A 16,786-nucleotide genomic window follows, 5' to 3' on the forward strand; every position below is an offset into this window, starting at 1 on the left:
GGTCGGTACGGTCGCTCCGGGGCAGAACGTGGTGGTCACGCTGGCCGCCTACCCGGGCCGCAGCTTCACCGGCAAGGTCGCCTTCGTGAGCGCGGTGCTCGACGCGGACACGCGCCGCGCCCGCGCACGCATCGTCTTTGCGAACCCCGACGGGCTCTTCAAGCCCAACATGTTCGCCACCGCGGTGCTCGGCGTGCCGCAGGGCTCGCAGCCGCAGGTGCCGGCCTCGGCGCTGCTGATGAACAACGACAGCGTGAGCGTCTTCGTCGAGGCCGAGCCCTGGACCTTCGTGCGGCGCATGGTGGAACTGGGCCGCGAAGACGGCGACAAGGTGCGCATCCGCAGCGGCCTGGCCGCGGGCGAGCGTGTGGTGGTGCGTGGTGGCGTGCTGCTGAATGATTAATCTCATCATCACCCAGTTCTTCCGCCGCAGGCACCTGGCCTGGGCGATGTCGGTGGCGCTGGTGCTCTTCGGCGCGTGGTCGTGGACGCAGATGACGGTCGAGGCGTACCCCGACCTCGGCGACGTGAACGTGCAGGTGACCACGCAGGTCAACGGCCTGGCCGCCGAGGAGATCGAGCAGCAGATCACCACGCCGCTGGAGCGCGCACTGAGCAACACGCCGGGGCTGGCCTCGATCCGCTCTAGCAGCACCTTCGGGCTGTCGCTCATCACCCTGACCTTCAAGGACGGCACCGACGACTACTTCGCGCGCCAGCGCGTGACCGAGCGCATCGGGCAGGTCAGCCTGCCCTCAGGCGCGCAGCCCGGCCTGGGCCCTGTGGCGGGGCCGGCCGGCGAGATCTACCGCTACACGCTGGAGTCGGACACGAAGAACCTGATGGAGCTGTCGGAGCTGCAGCGCTGGAAGGTGATTCCCGCGCTCAAGCAGGTGGCCGGCGTGGTGGACATCAACAACTTCGGCGGCTTCACGAAAGAGTTCCAACTCGAACTCGACCCGGCGCGTCTGCAGAAGTACGGGCTGGTGCTGGGCGACGTGGTCACGGCCATCAACAACAACAGCGCCAACGCCGGCGGCGGGCGCATCGCGCGCGGCGATACCGACATCGACACGCTGATCGCCGTGACGATTGCCGATCTGCCGCGCGAGCAGCGCGACCGCATCGTCGTGCATCGCCACACCGCCACGCGCACGGCGCTGATGGACATGAGCCTGCTGCGGCTGGCGCTGCGCAACCTGCTCTCCAACGCGCTGAAGTACGCGCCCGGCCTCAGTCCGGTGACCCTGCATGTGATGGACTTCGACGAGCCGGCGGCCCTGCAGTTCGAAGTGGCCGACGCCGGCCCGGGCATCCCGCGCGAGCTGCTGCCGCGGCTGTTCACGCGCGGCGCCCGTGGCGATGGGGGCAGCGGCGGCCACGAGGCTGCCCACGGGCTGGGCCTTTACATCGTGCGCCGCGTGATGGACATGCATGGCGGCAGCGCCGAGCTGCTGCGCACCGGGCCGCTGGGAACCGTGATGCGTTTGACATTGCCGCAAGCCGGCTGAGCGGGGCGTCGTTTGCGCGGGCGCCCGCCCGGCCTAGACTGGCCGTGACTGCCGCATCCTCCGATGCCCGACACCCAAGCCCCTCCCTCGGTCGCGCCCCAGGTGCCGCAAGCTGCCGGCGCGCGCCGCCTGCCCGGCCTGCGCGGCCAGGTCAGCCTGTGGATCGGCGGCCTGGCGCTGGCCATCCTGACCGGGGTCGGGGGTTATGTGGGCAAGCTGGCCGCCGACGAGATCTACCGCGCCCAGCAGGCCGCCGTGCGCGCCGCGGCGGTGTCGGCCGCCGAGTTGCTGGCGACCCAGTTGCGCGATCGCGAGCGCGAGATCGAGCTGCTCAGCCTCGCGCCCTATCTCGTCGAGGGGCCGCTGGATTCGGCCCAGGTGCGCGACGTGCTGCACCGCCGGCAGGTGCTGCAGGGCGAGTTCGCCTGGCTGGGCGTGACCGACGCGGACGGCACCGTGCTGCAGGCCACCGGCGGCATGCTGGTGGGACGCTCGGTGGCGCAGCGAGACTGGTTCATTGCCGCGCGCGAGCGCATCTTTGTCGGCGACGTGCACGAGTCCAAGCTGCTGGCCATGATGCTGCCGGCCCTGCCCAACGGCGAACCCACGCGCTTCATCGACTTTGCCGCGCCCATCCGCGACGCCGAGGGCCGGCTGCGTGGCGTCATCGGCATGCATGCGCACTGGCGCTGGGTGACCGGCCTGGTCGACGGCGTGGTGCGCCGCCAGAACCCGGGCAGCGGCATCGACGCCCTCATCATTGACCGCCAGGGCCGCGTGCTCTACCCGGAGGCCTTGAAGCTGGTCCAGGCGGGCGGCGCCAGCGTGCTGCCCAAGCTGGCGAATGGCCGCTTCGAGGGCGAGCTTGAGTTCGCCGGCAAGGCCTATCTGGTCAGCGAGGCCGCGCTGCAGGCGCGCACGAATGCCGACCTGGGCTGGCGCATCGTGGCCCGCCAGCCGCTGGAGCAGGCCACTCGCCCGGTGCGCGAGCTGATGCGTGAACTGGTGCTGCTGGGCCTGTTGGCCGCCGCCGCGCTGGCACTGGCCGCCTTGCTGCTGGCGCGCCGCATCAGCCGCCCGGTCGAGCAACTTGCGCGCCTGGCCGTGCGGGTGGAAACAGAGCGCATCGTGCCCGACTTCCCCGAGCGGCCGGCGGCCCGTGAGCTGGCGCGGCTCAGCCAGGCCATGCAGTCCATGGCGGGCTCGCTGCTCGACACCGAGCGGCAGCTGCAAAAGACCAATGCCACGCTGGAGACCCTGGTCGAGCAGCGCACTGCCGAGCTGCAGGCCGCCAACACCCAGCTGGAGTACCTGGCCACGCGCGATCCGCTGACCAGCCTGCATAACCGACGCAGCCTGGACGCGCGGCTCATCCAGGCGCAGGCGCTGGATCGGCGCTACGGCAGGCAGAACGCTCGGGTGCACGGCCTGCTGCTGATCGACGTCGACCATTTCAAGCGCATCAACGACCAGTTCGGCCATCCGGCCGGCGACGAGGTGCTGCGTCAACTCAGCACGATGCTGCTGGCCACGGTGCGCATCACCGACGTGGTAGCGCGCTTCGGCGGCGAGGAGTTCGCCGTGCTGCTGCCCGAGCTGGCCGGGCCGCTGGAGGCAGTCATGGCGGCCGAGAAGATCCGCGCCGCGGTCGAGGCCGCGACCTTCCCGGCCGTCGGCAAGCTCACGGTCAGCATCGGCGTCAGCCTGGCCTCCCTGGAGGATGCCGAGCCCGCGCCGCTGATCGCCCGCGCCGACGCCGCGCTGTACGAGGCCAAGCGCGGCGGCCGCAATGCCGTGGTGCTGAAGTAGGTGCTTGGCGGGCCGAGCGCCGGGCCGCCTCAAGCCGGCCCGCGTCGGCGATGTGCTTGCGGCTTGATGCCGCGAGCATCGCCGTCCCCTGGGCGGTCCGGCTGGACCGGCGCGCGTTCAGCGTGGCGAGACCGGACGCGCGGCTTCAAATCAGCTGCAGTGGCGCGCGGAAGACATAGCCGACCCGCGATTTGCTCTGCAGCGGCACCAGCGTCGGCGTGGCGCGCTCGATGCGACGGCGCAGCCGGTAGATGGTGGCCGACAGGCCGTCGTCGGCCTCGCCCTCGACGACCTCGCGGCCAAGTTTGTTCAGCAGCGCCTCGCGCGTGACCGGCTCGCCGCCGGCCTGGGCGAAGCACTCCAGCAACTGGCGGTCGGCCTCGCTCAGCTGGATACGCGTGCCGTCGGGCACGACGAGTTCGCCGCTGGCGCGGTCGAGCTTCCAGACAGCGTCAGCCGCCGAGGGCTTGACCACGCGGCGCTGTACGGCCGCGATGGCCAGGGCCACCTGTTCGAACTGCACGGGCTTGACGAGGTACATGTCGGCCCCGGCGGTGATGACCTCGCGGAAGACCTCCGGGCCAAGGCGGCCCGAGACGACGACGACGCCGGCATCGGTACGCCGGCGCAGGATCTTGATCAGCTCCACGCCATTGACCCCCGGCAGCATCAGGTCGACCAGATAGAAATCGAAGGCGAAGGCATCGGGCGCGGCCAGCAGCGCATTGCTATCGTCGAAGCGGCTGACCGCGATGCCCTGCTGCTCCTGGAGGAACTGCGTCAGGAACTCCGAATACTCGGCGTCGTCGTCGATGAGTGCGAGTGTCTTGGGTTGCATGGCGGCGAGGGGCTCTCAGGGCAGGCAGCCGCGCAGTTTGCCGCATGACTGGCGCGTCAGCACGCGCTCGCCGGCTGGCGTGGCGTGGTTTGCCGCACGCTTGGGGTCATAAATGCCTGACACTTGTCCGGCGCCGTGAGAAATCAAAGCCGCCTGCGAGTGGCAACGAGGAGACCCACGATGGCCGATGAAGCGCAAGACGAAGTTGCCGGGGCCAGCCTCGACGAATTGACCTGGCTGCAGCCGGGCCAGCGGGCCACGCCGCCGGAGGCGCTGCGGCGCATCCAGGCGCTGTGCGCCAGCCGTCCCGACCTGTTCGCCGCGATGTTCCTGGTGCTGGCGACCCACCAGGAGCTGCCGCGCGACATGCTGGCCGCGGCGATCAAGCAATTCCGCGCCGACCTCGACAGCTGCAGCCGCGATGACGTCGTCGGCCTGCTGACAGCGATCTGGAATGGCGGCAAGAGCGGCTTCGACGCCGTGCTGCGCACGCGGGCCAGTTCGCCCAGGAAGGCTGCTGCCGGCTTGTCCTGGGTCAAGGAGTAGCGCCGGCCGGGCCGTTCAGCGCTTGAGGCCGAGCGCCGCCCAGCCTTCGTGGCCGAGCTTTTCAAGCGTGTCGAGATTGCCCTCGAAGATGGCCGCCGTGTCGGGCATGGACTCCACCGCGCGCGTGATGCTCTCCTCGCGCAGCAGGTGCAGCGTGGGGTAGGGCGCGCGGTTGCTGTAGTTGGCGATGTCGTCGGGCTCGCTGCCCTCGAACTGGTAGCCGGGGTGGAAGTCGGCGATCTGCAGCACGCCGTCGAGCTTGAGCTCGTCGACGAGGGCATCGGCGGCGTCCAGGAAGTCGTTGAAGTCCAGGAAGTCGGTCAGCACGCCGGGGTGGATGAGCAACGTCGTGTCGACGTCTTCCGGGTCGGCGCGGTTGAGCGCCAGCAGCTCGCGCGCCAGGTCCTTCAGCAGCTGCTCGGGGCCGGTGGCGTCGCTGACGACATAGCGGATGCGCTCGTTGACATGCACGGCCTTGGCAAAGGGGCAGAGGTTGAGGCCGATGACGGCCTTGACGACCCAGTCACGGGTGTCGGCGATGACTTGTTCTTGGTTCACTGCGGTTTGTCTTTCCGAATTTCGGGCCGAGCGCCGGGCCGCTCCCAAGCCGGCCCGTCTGGCGATGTGCTCGCGGCTCAACGCCGCGAGCATCGCCGTCCCCTCGGGGGACCGGCTGGGCCTGCCCGCGTTCAGCGTGGCGTGACCGGGCGAGGGGCTCCATTCAGCCAGGCTTCAGCCAGCCGCACCCACATCGAGCCGCCCAGCGGGATCAGCTCGTCGTTGAAGTCATAGCTGGGGTTGTGCAGCATGCAGGGCCCCATGCCGTGGCCGCCGATGCGGTGGCTGCCGTCGCCGTTGCCGATGAGGAAATAGCAGCCGGGCTTGTCGAGCAGGTAGTAGCTGAAGTCCTCGGCGCCCATGGTGGGCTCGAACTCCTGCACGTTGTCGGCGCCGACCATGTCGGTCAGCACGTGGCGCACGAACTCGGTCTCCGCGGCGTGGTTGATGGTCGGCGGGTAGTTGCGGCGGAACTCGAACTCGGCGCTCAGCTCGAAGGCGCCGGCCAGTTGCTCGGTCATGGCCTTCATGCGGCGCTCGAACAGGTCCAGCAGCTCCAGCGTGAAGGTGCGCACCGTGCCTTCCATGACGACCGAGTCGGGCACGACATTGGTCGCCTCGCCGGCATGGATCATCGTCACGGAGATGACACCCGGATCGATGGGGCGCTTGTTGCGGCTGACGATGGTCTGGAAGGCCGTCACCAGCTGGCAGGCGGCCGGCACCGGGTCGACGCCCAGATGCGGCATGGCGGCGTGCGAGCCCTTGCCCTTGAGCGTGATCTTGAACTCGTTGCTGCTGGCAAACACCGGCCCGGCCTTCAGCGCGAACTGGCCGGCCTTCATGCCCGGCCAGTTGTGGGCGCCGAACATTGCCTCCATCGGGAACTTTTCGAACAGGCCGTCCTTGATCATCTCGCGGGCGCCGCCACCGCCCTCCTCGGCGGGCTGGAAGACCAGGTAGACCGTGCCGTCAAAGTTACGGTGCCGCGCCAGGTGCTTGGCCGCTGCCAGCAGCATCGCGGTGTGGCCGTCATGGCCGCAGGCATGCATGCGGCCCTGGTACGCGCTGGCGTGCGGGAACTGGTTGCGCTCGGTCATCGGCAGTGCGTCGATGTCGGCGCGCAGGCCGACGGCGCGGTCCGATGTGCCGTTCTTGACGATGCCGACCACGCCGGTCTTGCCCAGGCCGCGGTGGACGGGGATGCCCCAGTCGGTCAGCGCCTTGGCGATGACGTCGGCCGTGCGCTCCTCGTGGAAGCAGAGCTCGGGGTGCTTGTGCAGATCACGGCGGATGGTCGTGATGGCCGGCGCGTCGGCCAGGATGGTGTCGATGAGCTTCATGACAGGGTGACTTCAGGGCTCAAAAGGGGCCCAGTTTAGGATTGCGCCCGTGATACCCCGTCGTTGGTCAAGAATCTGGTTGTTGTGGCTGGCCCTGCTGCTGCCCATTGCGCAAGCGATGGCCGGCGTGCATGCGCTGTCGCACGCCGGCGATGGCCGTGACAATGGCCTTGCTCACCTGGTCCATTGCGACCTCTGCGTGTCGGCCGCCAACCTCGGCACCGGCGCGCCCACTGACGCACCGGTGGCCCTGCCCGCCGTCCCGGCCGTACATGCGGCGCCGCGCCTGGCTCCCGCGGGCGCCCGATGCGTGGCAGATGCCGGTCTGCCGCCGGCCCGCGCACCGCCCGTTTCCGCCTGAAACCCAAGTCTTCCCGCGCCCGCTGGTCGGAGCGTGGGCTGTTGTCTTTTCTCGCGGAAATCTTTCTCATGCGTTCCTTCGCGTTGGCGCCCCTCGCGGCTGCCTGTTTCACTCTGGCCGCCCAGGCTCAATCCACTGCAGTCCCTGAATCCCTCGACAAGGTCGTCGTCACCGGCAACCCGCTGAGGAGCCAGCTGCTGGCCCAGCCCAGCGATTCCCTGTCCGGCGATCAGCTCACGCTCACCCGCGCCGCCACCCTCGGCGACACGCTGCAAGGTCTGCCCGGCGTGGCGGCCACCAACTTCGGCCCCAACGCCAGCCGGCCCAGCATCCGCGGCCTCGACGGTGACCGGGTGCGCATCCTCAACAACTCCGGCGCTTCCGTTGACGCCTCCAACCTGAGCTTCGACCACGGCGTGGCCATCGACCCGCTGGTCATCGACAAGATCGAGGTGCTGCGTGGTGCCGCGGCCCTGCTGTACGGCGGCAACGCGGTGGGCGGCGTCGTCAACACGCTGGACAACCGGATCCCGCGCGTCTTCACGTCGGGCCTCGGCGGCGCGGCCGAGGTGCGCCTGGGTGGCGCCAGCAACGACAGGAGCGGTGCCGTCGTGCTGGATGGCGGCAGCGGCCAGGCGAATGCCGGCTGGGGCTGGCATGTCGACCTGGCCGGCCGCGAGGCCGGTGACCAGCGCGCGCCGCGTTTCCACAGCCCGACCGAGGACGGCAGCGAGAGCCGCACCCGCGTGCGCAACTCCGCCGCCAAGAGCCATGGCGGCGCCGTCGGCGGCTCGGTGTTCTTCCAGGGCGGCTTTGCCGGCGTGTCGGTGGACGACTTCCATACGGACTACGGCACCACGGCCGAGGCCGACGTGACCATCCGCATGCAGCGCCAGCGCGTCGCCACGGCCGGCGAGTGGGCCACGGCCAGCGGGCCGCTGCGCCGCATCGGCTGGCAGCTCAGCCGCAACCGCTACGAGCACACCGAGTTCGAAGGCGACGAAGTCGGTACCGTCTTCAAGAGCCGCGGCACGGACGGCCGGCTGGAGCTGGAGCATGCCGCTTTGCCGACACCTTTCGGCCCGCTCAAGGGCGTCGTCGGCGTGCAGACGGAGTCGCTGGACTTCTCGGCGCTGGGCGAGGAGGCCTTCGTGCCGAGTACGCGTACGCGCAGCACCGGCGTCTTCGTGCTGGAGCAGGCCAGGCTGGCGGGCGTGGACTGGACGGCCGGGGCGCGCAGCGAAAAGGCGACCGTCGCGTCCGACGGCGGCGAGCGCTTCGGTGTCGCGCAGTCGCGCCGCTTCAGCCCCCTGAGCCTGGCCCTCGGCGGTGTGCTGCCGCTGAACAACGCGTGGAGCTTGAGCGCCAACCTCAACCGCACCCAGCGCGCCCCCGCCTATTACGAGCTCTTCGCCAACGGCCTGCATGTGGCCAGCGCCGCCTTCGAGCGCGGTGACCCGAACCTGGGACTGGAGAGCTCCAAGGGCGCGGACGTCGGCCTGAAGTGGGAAGCCGCGCAGAGCCATGTGCATGTGAACGTCTACGAGACGCGCTTTGCCAACTACATCGCCCTGCAGGCCACCGGCGAGAGCGTGGAGGACGAAGGCGAGAGCCTGCCGGTCTACGCCTTCCAGGCCGTGCCGGCGCGGCTGCGCGGCGTGGAGCTGGAGGGCCGCTGGCAGGCCCACCCGGCGCTGGCGGTGCTGGGCCAGATCGATGCGGTGCGCGGCGACGACCGCAGCACCGGCCAAGCGCTGCCGCGCCTGGCGCCGTTGCGGGCGATGCTGGGGCTGGAGGGCAAGTGGGGCGAGTGGTCGGGCAAGGTCGAATGGCGCGGCGCCGCCCGCCAGACTCGCGTCGCCCAGTTCGACATGCCCACGCCCGGCTACGGCACCGTGCGCCTGAGCCTGGCGCGGCAGGTTCGCTGGGGGCAACTCGATGCGCTCTGGTATCTGAAGCTGGACAACCTCGGCAACAAGCTGGCCTACAACGCGACGGCGGTCCCGACGATCCGGGCGCTGGCGCCGCAGCCCGGGCGTTCGGCCAGCACGGGTCTGCAAGTGCGCTTCTGAGGTCGCCCCAGGCGCCTTGGCGTCGAGCCCCGGTATAAACCTGGTGCCTCGACGCCAGCGTGGCGGGCATCCTGCACCCAAGCAGTGCCCGCACGCACCACAAGCCGCCACCCGCCCGGGCGCGGAAATTGCGTCGGCGGGGCTGGGAACAGGAGCGACGATGCAGACGCCTTTCGACGAGATGAACGCCGCGGTTGCGCCTAGCCAATCGCAAAGCCAATCACAGACCCAGGGCGCAGCGCCGCCGGTCAGCAACAACACAAGCATCCGCGCCCACTACGAAGCCTATGCCCGCTGGCTGGCGGCGCAGCCCGAGTCGCTGATGCGCGAACGGCGCGAGCAGGCGGAGCTGATCTTCCGCCGCGTGGGCATCACCTTTGCCGTCTACGGCGACAAGGACACCGGCGAGGGCACCGAGCGGGTGATTCCCTTCGACCTGATCCCGCGCGTCATCCCGGCCGCCGAGTGGACATCGATGCAGGCGGGCCTGGCCCAGCGGGTGACAGCGCTGAACCGCTTCATCCACGATGTCTATCATGACCAGGAGATCCTCAAGGCCGGCATCGTGCCGGCCGACGAGATCCTCAACAACGCCCAGTTCCGCAAGGAGATGATGGGCGTGGACGTGCCCGGCGGCGTGTACAGCCACATCGCCGGCGTCGACATCGTGCGCGCCGGCAATGCGGGCGGCGGTGGTGACTACTTCGTGCTGGAGGACAACCTGCGCGTGCCCAGCGGCGTGAGCTACATGCTCGAGAACCGCAAGATGATGATGCGGCTGTTCCCCGAGCTGTTCGTGCAGCACCGCATCGCACCGGTGGCGCATTACCCCGACCTGCTGCTGGACACGCTGCGCAGCGTGGCGCCCTCGGGCGTGTCCGACCCCACCGTCGTGGTCATGACGCCGGGCATGTACAACTCGGCCTACTTCGAGCACGCCTTCCTGGCGCAGCAGATGGGTGTCGAGCTGGTCGAGGGCCAGGACCTGTTCGTCGACAGCGGCTTCGTCTACATGCGCACCACGCGCGGCCCGAAGCGCGTGGACGTCATCTACCGCCGCATCGACGACGACTTCCTCGACCCGCAGGTCTTCCGGGCCGATTCCCGACTGGGTTGCGCGGGGCTGGTCGATGCCTACAAGGCCGGCAAGGTGACCCTGTCCAACGCCATCGGCACCGGCATCGCCGACGACAAGTCCATCTTCCCGTATGTGCCGAAGATGTTCGAGTTATATCTCGGCGAGAAGCCCATCCTGCAGAACGTGCCGACCCATGTCTGCCGCGAACCCGAGGGCCTGGCCTATACGCTGGCCCACCTGGGCGAACTGGTGGTCAAGGAGGTGCACGGCGCGGGCGGCTACGGCATGCTGGTCGGCCCGGCGGCCACCCAGGCCGAGATCGAGGCCTTCCGCGAGCGCGTCGTCGCCAACCCGGGCAACTACATCGCGCAGCCGACGCTGTCCCTGTCCACTTGCCCCACCTTCGTCGACAGCGGCATCGCGCCCCGTCACATTGATCTGCGACCCTTCGTGCTGTCGGGGTCCAGCGTGCGCATGGTGCCCGGCGGCTTGACGCGGGTGGCGCTGAAGGAGGGCTCCCTGGTCGTCAACAGCAGCCAGGGCGGCGGGACCAAGGACACCTGGGTTCTGGAAGATTGAGGGAGACCACAAGATGCTTTCGAGAACCGCTGACCACCTGTTCTGGCTGAGCCGCTATATCGAGCGAGCCGAGAACACTGCCCGCATGCTCGACATCGCCTACCAGACCTCGCTGCAACCGCAGTCGACCGAGGAGGCCGAGCAGTCCTGGCGCAGCCTGGTGTCGATTTCGGAGCTGAATGCGCTGTACGGCAAGAAGTACGCGTCCATCAACAGCCGCGATGTCATGGAGTTCATGGTGGCCGACGAGAGCAACCCCTCGTCCATCTTCAACTGCGTGCGGGCGGCCCGCGAGAACGCCCGCGCCGTGCGCGGCGCGCTGACCACCGAGGTCTGGGAGACGATGAACCAGACCTGGCTGGAGTTCCGCCGCCTGCTGCGCGAAGGCGCCCTGCCGCGCGACCCGTCCCAGCTCTTTGAATGGGTCAAGTACCGCAGCCACCTGTCGCGCGGCGTGACGGTGGGCACCATGCTGCAGGACGAGGCCTTCCACTTCATCCGCATCGGCTCCTTTCTGGAGCGAGCCGACAACACCGCGCGGCTGATCGACGTCAAGTTCTATCGCCAGGACGGCAGCGGCACCGACCGCGACGCCGCGCGCGATTTCTATTACTGGTCGGCCGTGCTGCGCTCGGTGTCGGGCTTCGAGATCTACCGCAAGGTCTACAGCAATGTCATCCAGCCTGACAAGGTGGCCGAGCTGCTGATCCTGCGCCCCGACATGCCGCGTTCGCTGTCGCACTGCGTGACGCGCATGCTGGCCAACCTCAGGCGCGTGGCCAATCCGCAGTCGGGCGAGACGCTGCGGCGCGTCGGCCGGCTGGAGGCCGAGCTGGCCTTCGGCCGCATCGACGAGATCCTGGCCAAGGGCCTGCACCCCTTCCTCGACGATTTCCTCGCCGAGGTCGCCGATCTCGGTGCCGGCATCAGCCGAGACTTCCTTGTTCCCTCGACTTGACCGCCAGGGCCACGCATGTCAATCCACGTCGCCCTTAAACACGTCACCCGCTACAAGTACGACCGGCCGGTCAGCCTCGGCCCGCAGGTCGTGCGCCTGCGGCCGGCACCGCATTGCCGCACCCCGGTGCTCAGCTACTCGCTCAGCATCGAGCCGGCCAGTCACTTCATCAACTGGCAGCAGGACCCCTTCGCCAACTACCTGGCGCGGCTGGTCTTCCCCGAGAAGACGACGGAGTTCACCGTCACGGTGGACCTGGTGGCCGAGATGGCGGTGCACAACCCCTTCGACTTCTTCCTGGAGCCGCACGCCCAGAGCTTCCCGTTCGACTACGACGCGGCCCAGCGCGCCGAGCTGGCGCCATATCTGGTCACCGAACCAGCCACGCCGCTGCTGACCGCCTATCTGGACGGCATCGACCGCAAGCCCCAGGTCACCATCGACTTCCTGGTCGCGCTCAACCAGAAGGTGCAGCACAGCGTCTCCTACCTGATCCGCATGGAACCCGGCGTGCAGACACCGGAGGAGACGCTGGAGAAGGCCTCGGGCTCCTGCCGCGACTCCGGGTGGCTGCTGGTGCAGCTGCTGCGCCACCTCGGCCTGGCGGCGCGCTTCGTGTCGGGCTACCTGATCCAGCTCACGCCGGACGAGAAGGCGCTCGACGGCCCGAGCGGTACCGAGGTCGATTTCACCGACCTGCATGCCTGGTGCGAGGTCTATCTGCCGGGCGCCGGCTGGATCGGCCTGGACCCGACCTCGGGCCTGCTGGCGGGCGAGGGCCATATCCCGCTGGCCGCCACGCCCACGCCCGGCAGCGCCGCGCCCATCAGCGGCGGCGTTGACGAGAGCGAGGTCGAGTTCGGCCACGAGATGGGCGTCACGCGCATCTACGAGTCGCCGCGCGTGACCCGGCCCTACACCGACGCGCAGTGGGCCGAGGTGCTGTCGCTGGGCGAGCAGGTGGACCGCGAACTGGTGGCCGGCGATGTGCGGCTGACCATGGGCGGCGAGCCGACCTTTGTCGCCATCGACGACCGTGACGCGCCCGAATGGAACATCGACGCGCTGGGCCCGACCAAGCGCATCTACGCCCAGCAGCTGACGCACAGGCTGCGCGACGAATATGGTCGCGGCGGCTTCCTGCATTTCGGCCAGGGCAAGTGGTATCCGGGCGAGCAGTTGCCGCGCTGGGCGCTGTCGATTTACTGGCGGGCCGACGGCCAGCCGTGCTGGCGCAACCCCGACTGGTTTGCCGACGAGCGCGCGGCGCATGCCTACACCAGCACGCACGCCGAGCACTTCATGGGCGCGCTGACGCGTCGTCTTGGGCTGCCCGACACGCATGTGCAGCCCGGCTACGAGGACACCTTCTACTACCTGTGGCGCGAGCGCCGCCTGCCCGTCAACGTCGACCCCTTCGATGCGCGCCTGGACGACGAGATGGAGCGCACCCGCCTGCGCCGCGTCTTCGACCAGGGCCTGTCCCATGTCGTTGGCTATGTGCTGCCGATCGCCCGTGCGGGCGAGGAAGGCGCGCCGCTCGGCGGCCCGCGCTGGCTGACCAGCCCCTGGTATTTCCGCGACGAGCGCCTGTACCTGCATCCCGGCGACTCGCCGATGGGCTGGCGCCTGCCGCTGGACGCACTGCCCTGGGTCAGCAAGGGCGACTACCCCTACCTGATCGAGCAGGACCCGTTCGCGCCGCGCGGCATGTTGCCGTCCGCGGCCACCCTGCGCGCCCAGGTGCAGGGCGTGACCTCGGCCGGACCGACGCCGGGCCTGCGCGGCGCGGCCGGCTCGGCGCCCGCCGGCGCAGGTGTTGCCACCGATGCGGCCGCGATACCGGCACGCTTCGAAAGTGCCGCAGAACTGGCGCGTACCGCGCTTTGCGTCGAGGCGCGAGACCCCCGACGGGCGAATGGACCGTCGGCCGAAGCCAACGGCAAGGCCAGCGGCGTCCTGTACGTCTTCATGCCGCCGCTTGAGAAGGTCGAGCACTACCTGGAGCTGCTGGCCGCCGTCGAAGGCGCCTGCGAGGACACCGGCTACCAGATCGTGCTGGAGGGCTACCCGCCGCCGCGCGACCCGCGCCTGAAGCTGCTGCAGGTCACGCCCGACCCCGGCGTCATCGAGGTCAACATCCACCCCGCGCACAACTGGCGCGAGCTGGTGGCGCACACCGAGTTCCTCTACGAAGCCGCCCGCGTCACGCGGCTGTCGAGCGAGAAGTTCATGATCGACGGCCGCCACACCGGCACCGGCGGCGGCAACCATTTCGTGCTGGGCGGCGCTTGCGCCGCGGACTCGCCCTTCCTGCGCCGCCCGTCGTTGCTGGCCTCGCTGCTGGCCTACTGGCACAACCATCCGTCGCTCAGCTATCTCTTCAGCGGTCTCTTCATCGGCCCCACCAGCCAGGCGCCGCGCGTCGACGAGGCGCGCAACGACCAGCTGCGCGAGCTGGAGATCGCCCTGGCCGAGATCCACAAGGCCGAAGCCAGCTACGGCAGCACGATGCCGCCCTGGGTCGTCGACCGCACGCTGCGAAACGTGCTGGTGGACGTGACGGGCAATACCCACCGCAGCGAGTTCTGCATCGACAAGCTCTATTCGCCCGACTCCGCGACCGGCCGCCTGGGCCTGCTGGAGCTGCGCGCCTTCGAGATGCCGCCGCATGCGCGCATGAGCATCGTGCAGCAGCTGTTGCTGCGGGCCCTGGTCGCGCGCTTCTGGCGAAGGCCCTACCGCGCGCCGCTGGTGCGCTGGGGCACCGAGCTGCATGACCGCTGGCTGCTGCCCCACTTCATCCGCGACGACTTCAACGACGTCATGCAGGACATGCAGGACGCCGGCTATGCGCTCGACGCGGCCTGGTTCGCGCCGCACTTCGAGTTCCGCTTCCCCAAATTCGGCGAGTTCGTCGCGCGCGGCGTGCATGTGCAGTTGCGCGCCGCGCTGGAGCCCTGGCATGTGATGGGCGAGGAAGGCTCGGCCGGCGGCACCGTGCGCTATGTGGACGCGTCGATGGAGCGCATGGAGGTGCATGTCACCGGCCTCGTCGACACCCGCCACCGCGTGACCGTCAACGGCGTGGCCCTGCCACTGCAGCCTACCGGCCGGGTCGGCGAGTTCGTCGCCGGCGTGCGCTACCGCGCCTGGCTGCCGTCATCGGCCTTGCACCCGACCATCGGCATCCATGCGCCGCTGACGATCGATCTGGTCGACACCTGGCAGGCCAAGAGCCTGGGCGGCTGCCGCTACTCGGTCGCCCACCCCGGCGGGCGCAACTACGAGACCCTGCCGGTCAACGCCTACGAGGCCGAGAGCCGGCGGCTGTCGCGCTTCGTGGCGATGGGCCACACGCCGGGCAAGGTCGAGGTGGCCGAACCGCAGCGCAGCCTGGAGTTCCCGTTCACGCTGGATCTGCGCAAGGTGGTGTAGCACAATTGCGCTACATACAAGGAGCTGCCATGTCGACCACCACGACGATCCGCCTGGAAGATGACCTGAAAGAGCGGGTGAGCGAGGCGGCCGCTCGGGCCGGCAAGACCGCCCACGCCTTCATTCGCGACGCCATTGCCGAATCGGTTGCGCAGGCGGAGTTCGATGCCGAGGCAGATCGCATCTGCGAGGAGCGCTGGGCTGAGTTCCTGAGAACGGGCGAGGCAGTCCCTTGGGATGACGTCAAGGCCTACATGAGAGCGACTGCGGCAGGCAAGAAGGCCAAGCGCCCCTTGGCGAGGAAGATCGTCTGATGACGCAGATCCAGTTCACGCCGTTTGCATTGGCTGACCTGGAGCGCATTCGAGATTTCCTGCTGACGCACGATCCCGACAACATCGAGGAACGAATCGATGAGCTGCTTTTGGGTCTGGACGTGCTGATGCATGCACCGCAGATCGGACGCCGCGCAGGCGTGAAGTTCAGGGAGTTGGTGATAGGCAGGGCAGCTCGGGGCTATGTCGCCCGTTACGAATACATGCCGCGCATCGACACTGTTTTCGTGCTGGAAGTGCGCCACCAACGCGAATCTCCTTAGCGCCGGATATCCATGCACATCGAAATCCAACCCGGCATCCGCCTCTTCGTCGACATCGAAGGCCTGGGCCACGAACCCGACGGTCCGCTGCTGCGCCAGAAGCCCACCCTCGTGCTCGTCCATGGCGGCCCGGGCTTCGACCACACCGCCTTCAGGCCCTTCTTCAGCCGCTTCACCGACCTCTGCCAGATCGTCTACTTCGACCTGCGCGGCCATGGCCGCAGCGACCCGCGGCCGGCCGAGGAGTGGGTGCTGGACGTGTTCGCCGACGACATCGTGCGGCTGTGCGACGCCCTGGGTGTCGTCAAGCCCATCGTGCTGGGCCAGAGCTTCGGCGGCTTCGTCGCGCAGCGCTACCTGGCGCGGCATCCGGCGCATCCTGGCAAGGTCGTGCTGTCCAGCACCTCCCACCACTTCGGCCTGGCGCGCAAGATCGAGCGCTTCGGCGCCCTTGGCGGGCCGGATGCGGCGGCGGCAACGCGCGAGTTCTGGGAAAACCCCGGCCCCGCGACCTGGGCCGTCTACGAGAAGCACTGCCGCCATCTCTACAACACCCAGCCCAGGAACCCCGATGCCGGCGGCTGGATGATCTTCAAGCCCGAGATTCTGTTCGCCCACACCCGCACGGAGCTGCGCGACATGGATCTGCGCCCCGGCTTGTCGAACGTGCAATGCCCGGTGCTGGTCATGGCCGGCGAGGCCGACCCGGTCACGCCGCCCGAGGATGCCGAGGAGATCGTCGCGGCGCTGCCGGCGCAATGGGTGCAGTTCGAGCGCTTTGCCGGCGTCGGCCACGGCGCCTGGCGCGACGACCCGGTGGCGGCCGAGCGCGTCTTGCGCGCCTTCCTGTCCAACCGGGCGCAGTCCAGCGGCAGCGTCGTGCCCGACGCGCTCTGAAGCCTGCACGGCCGACTCCCGCACCGCGAAATACGGGCGCCTGGGCGGCTGCCCTGCTGCGGCCGGGTGTGGACATTGCTTGACAATGCCTGTTCCCTGATCGCTCTGCATGGCCCGCCCCCCCCCCCCCCGGGTGGTGGGGGACCCCCCCCCCCAGGGGGCGCGGGCCCCCGGAGGCCCCCCCGCCCCCCCCGCCCCGC

General features: G+C 69.2%; 15 protein-coding genes. 12 read left to right on the forward strand and 3 right to left on the reverse strand.

Annotated elements, in window-relative coordinates:
* From ACT6S0_RS20405 to ACT6S0_RS20415, 3 genes are all read left to right on the forward strand, one after another.
* The coding region (locus ACT6S0_RS20405; protein WP_444765619.1) for an efflux RND transporter periplasmic adaptor subunit at positions 1 to 403 on the forward strand (403 nt) is incomplete at its 5' end.
* The gene (locus tag ACT6S0_RS20410; protein ID WP_444765621.1) at positions 396 to 1,511 is read left to right on the forward strand and encodes an efflux RND transporter permease subunit; all 1,116 of its coding nucleotides are present in this window, start codon (positions 396 to 398) and stop codon (positions 1,509 to 1,511) included. The genes ACT6S0_RS20405 and ACT6S0_RS20410, both read left to right, overlap by 8 nt.
* 63 nt (positions 1,512 to 1,574) lie before the next feature.
* Positions 1,575 to 3,320, forward strand: a complete 1,746-nt coding sequence (locus ACT6S0_RS20415; RefSeq protein WP_444765622.1) for a sensor domain-containing diguanylate cyclase — start codon at positions 1,575 to 1,577, stop codon at positions 3,318 to 3,320.
* 145 nt (positions 3,321 to 3,465) lie between these two features.
* Here ACT6S0_RS20415 and ACT6S0_RS20420 read toward each other — a convergent pair whose 3' ends face one another.
* On the reverse strand, positions 3,466 to 4,158 hold the full coding sequence (locus tag ACT6S0_RS20420; RefSeq protein WP_444765623.1) for a response regulator transcription factor: 693 nt from the start codon (positions 4,156 to 4,158) through the stop codon (positions 3,466 to 3,468).
* 180 nt (positions 4,159 to 4,338) lie between these two features.
* Here ACT6S0_RS20420 and ACT6S0_RS20425 point away from each other — a divergent pair, with 180 nt between their 5' ends.
* Positions 4,339 to 4,704: a hypothetical protein gene (locus ACT6S0_RS20425; RefSeq protein ID WP_444765624.1), complete on the forward strand. Its 366-nt coding sequence runs from the start codon at positions 4,339 to 4,341 to the stop codon at positions 4,702 to 4,704.
* A 15-nt stretch (positions 4,705 to 4,719) separates the two neighbouring features.
* Here ACT6S0_RS20425 and ACT6S0_RS20430 read toward each other — a convergent pair whose 3' ends face one another.
* Entirely contained in the window at positions 4,720 to 5,262 is a 543-nt protein-coding gene (locus ACT6S0_RS20430; protein WP_444765625.1) for a DUF1415 domain-containing protein, read from the reverse strand.
* A gap of 131 nt (positions 5,263 to 5,393) precedes the next feature.
* Positions 5,394 to 6,605, reverse strand: a complete 1,212-nt coding sequence (locus ACT6S0_RS20435; RefSeq protein WP_444765626.1) for a M20 aminoacylase family protein — start codon at positions 6,603 to 6,605, stop codon at positions 5,394 to 5,396.
* A 49-nt stretch (positions 6,606 to 6,654) separates the two neighbouring features.
* Between ACT6S0_RS20435 and ACT6S0_RS20440 the strand changes: the two genes are divergently transcribed.
* The 8 genes from ACT6S0_RS20440 (at position 6,655) to ACT6S0_RS20475 (ending at position 16,586) form a co-directional block, all read left to right on the forward strand.
* Entirely contained in the window at positions 6,655 to 6,966 is a 312-nt protein-coding gene (locus tag ACT6S0_RS20440; protein ID WP_444765627.1) for a hypothetical protein, read from the forward strand.
* 68 nt (positions 6,967 to 7,034) lie between these two features.
* Complete coding sequence (locus tag ACT6S0_RS20445) at positions 7,035 to 9,038, forward strand: TonB-dependent receptor (RefSeq protein WP_444765628.1); 2,004 nt, start codon at positions 7,035 to 7,037, stop codon at positions 9,036 to 9,038.
* 160 nt (positions 9,039 to 9,198) lie between these two features.
* A complete protein-coding gene (locus ACT6S0_RS20450; RefSeq protein ID WP_444765629.1) occupies positions 9,199 to 10,695 on the forward strand; it encodes a circularly permuted type 2 ATP-grasp protein in 1,497 nt (498 codons plus the stop codon).
* A 13-nt stretch (positions 10,696 to 10,708) separates the two neighbouring features.
* Complete coding sequence (locus ACT6S0_RS20455) at positions 10,709 to 11,653, forward strand: alpha-E domain-containing protein (RefSeq protein WP_444765630.1); 945 nt, start codon at positions 10,709 to 10,711, stop codon at positions 11,651 to 11,653.
* A 15-nt stretch (positions 11,654 to 11,668) separates the two neighbouring features.
* On the forward strand, positions 11,669 to 15,091 hold the full coding sequence (locus ACT6S0_RS20460) for a transglutaminase family protein (protein WP_444765631.1): 3,423 nt from the start codon (positions 11,669 to 11,671) through the stop codon (positions 15,089 to 15,091).
* A gap of 29 nt (positions 15,092 to 15,120) precedes the next feature.
* A complete protein-coding gene (locus tag ACT6S0_RS20465; RefSeq protein ID WP_444765632.1) occupies positions 15,121 to 15,405 on the forward strand; it encodes a CopG family ribbon-helix-helix protein in 285 nt (94 codons plus the stop codon).
* The gene (locus tag ACT6S0_RS20470) at positions 15,405 to 15,689 is read left to right on the forward strand and encodes a type II toxin-antitoxin system RelE/ParE family toxin (protein ID WP_444765633.1); all 285 of its coding nucleotides are present in this window, start codon (positions 15,405 to 15,407) and stop codon (positions 15,687 to 15,689) included. The genes ACT6S0_RS20465 and ACT6S0_RS20470 overlap by 1 nt, the downstream gene beginning before the upstream one ends.
* A 12-nt stretch (positions 15,690 to 15,701) precedes the next feature.
* Positions 15,702 to 16,586 carry an alpha/beta fold hydrolase gene (locus tag ACT6S0_RS20475; RefSeq protein ID WP_444765634.1) on the forward strand — a complete coding sequence of 295 codons (885 nt, stop codon included), beginning with the start codon at positions 15,702 to 15,704 and terminating at the stop codon, positions 16,584 to 16,586.
* The last annotated feature ends 200 nt before the right edge of the window (positions 16,587 to 16,786 follow it).

Source organism: Roseateles sp. (assembly GCF_052436255.1).
Lineage (GTDB): Bacteria > Pseudomonadota > Gammaproteobacteria > Burkholderiales > Burkholderiaceae_C > Pelomonas.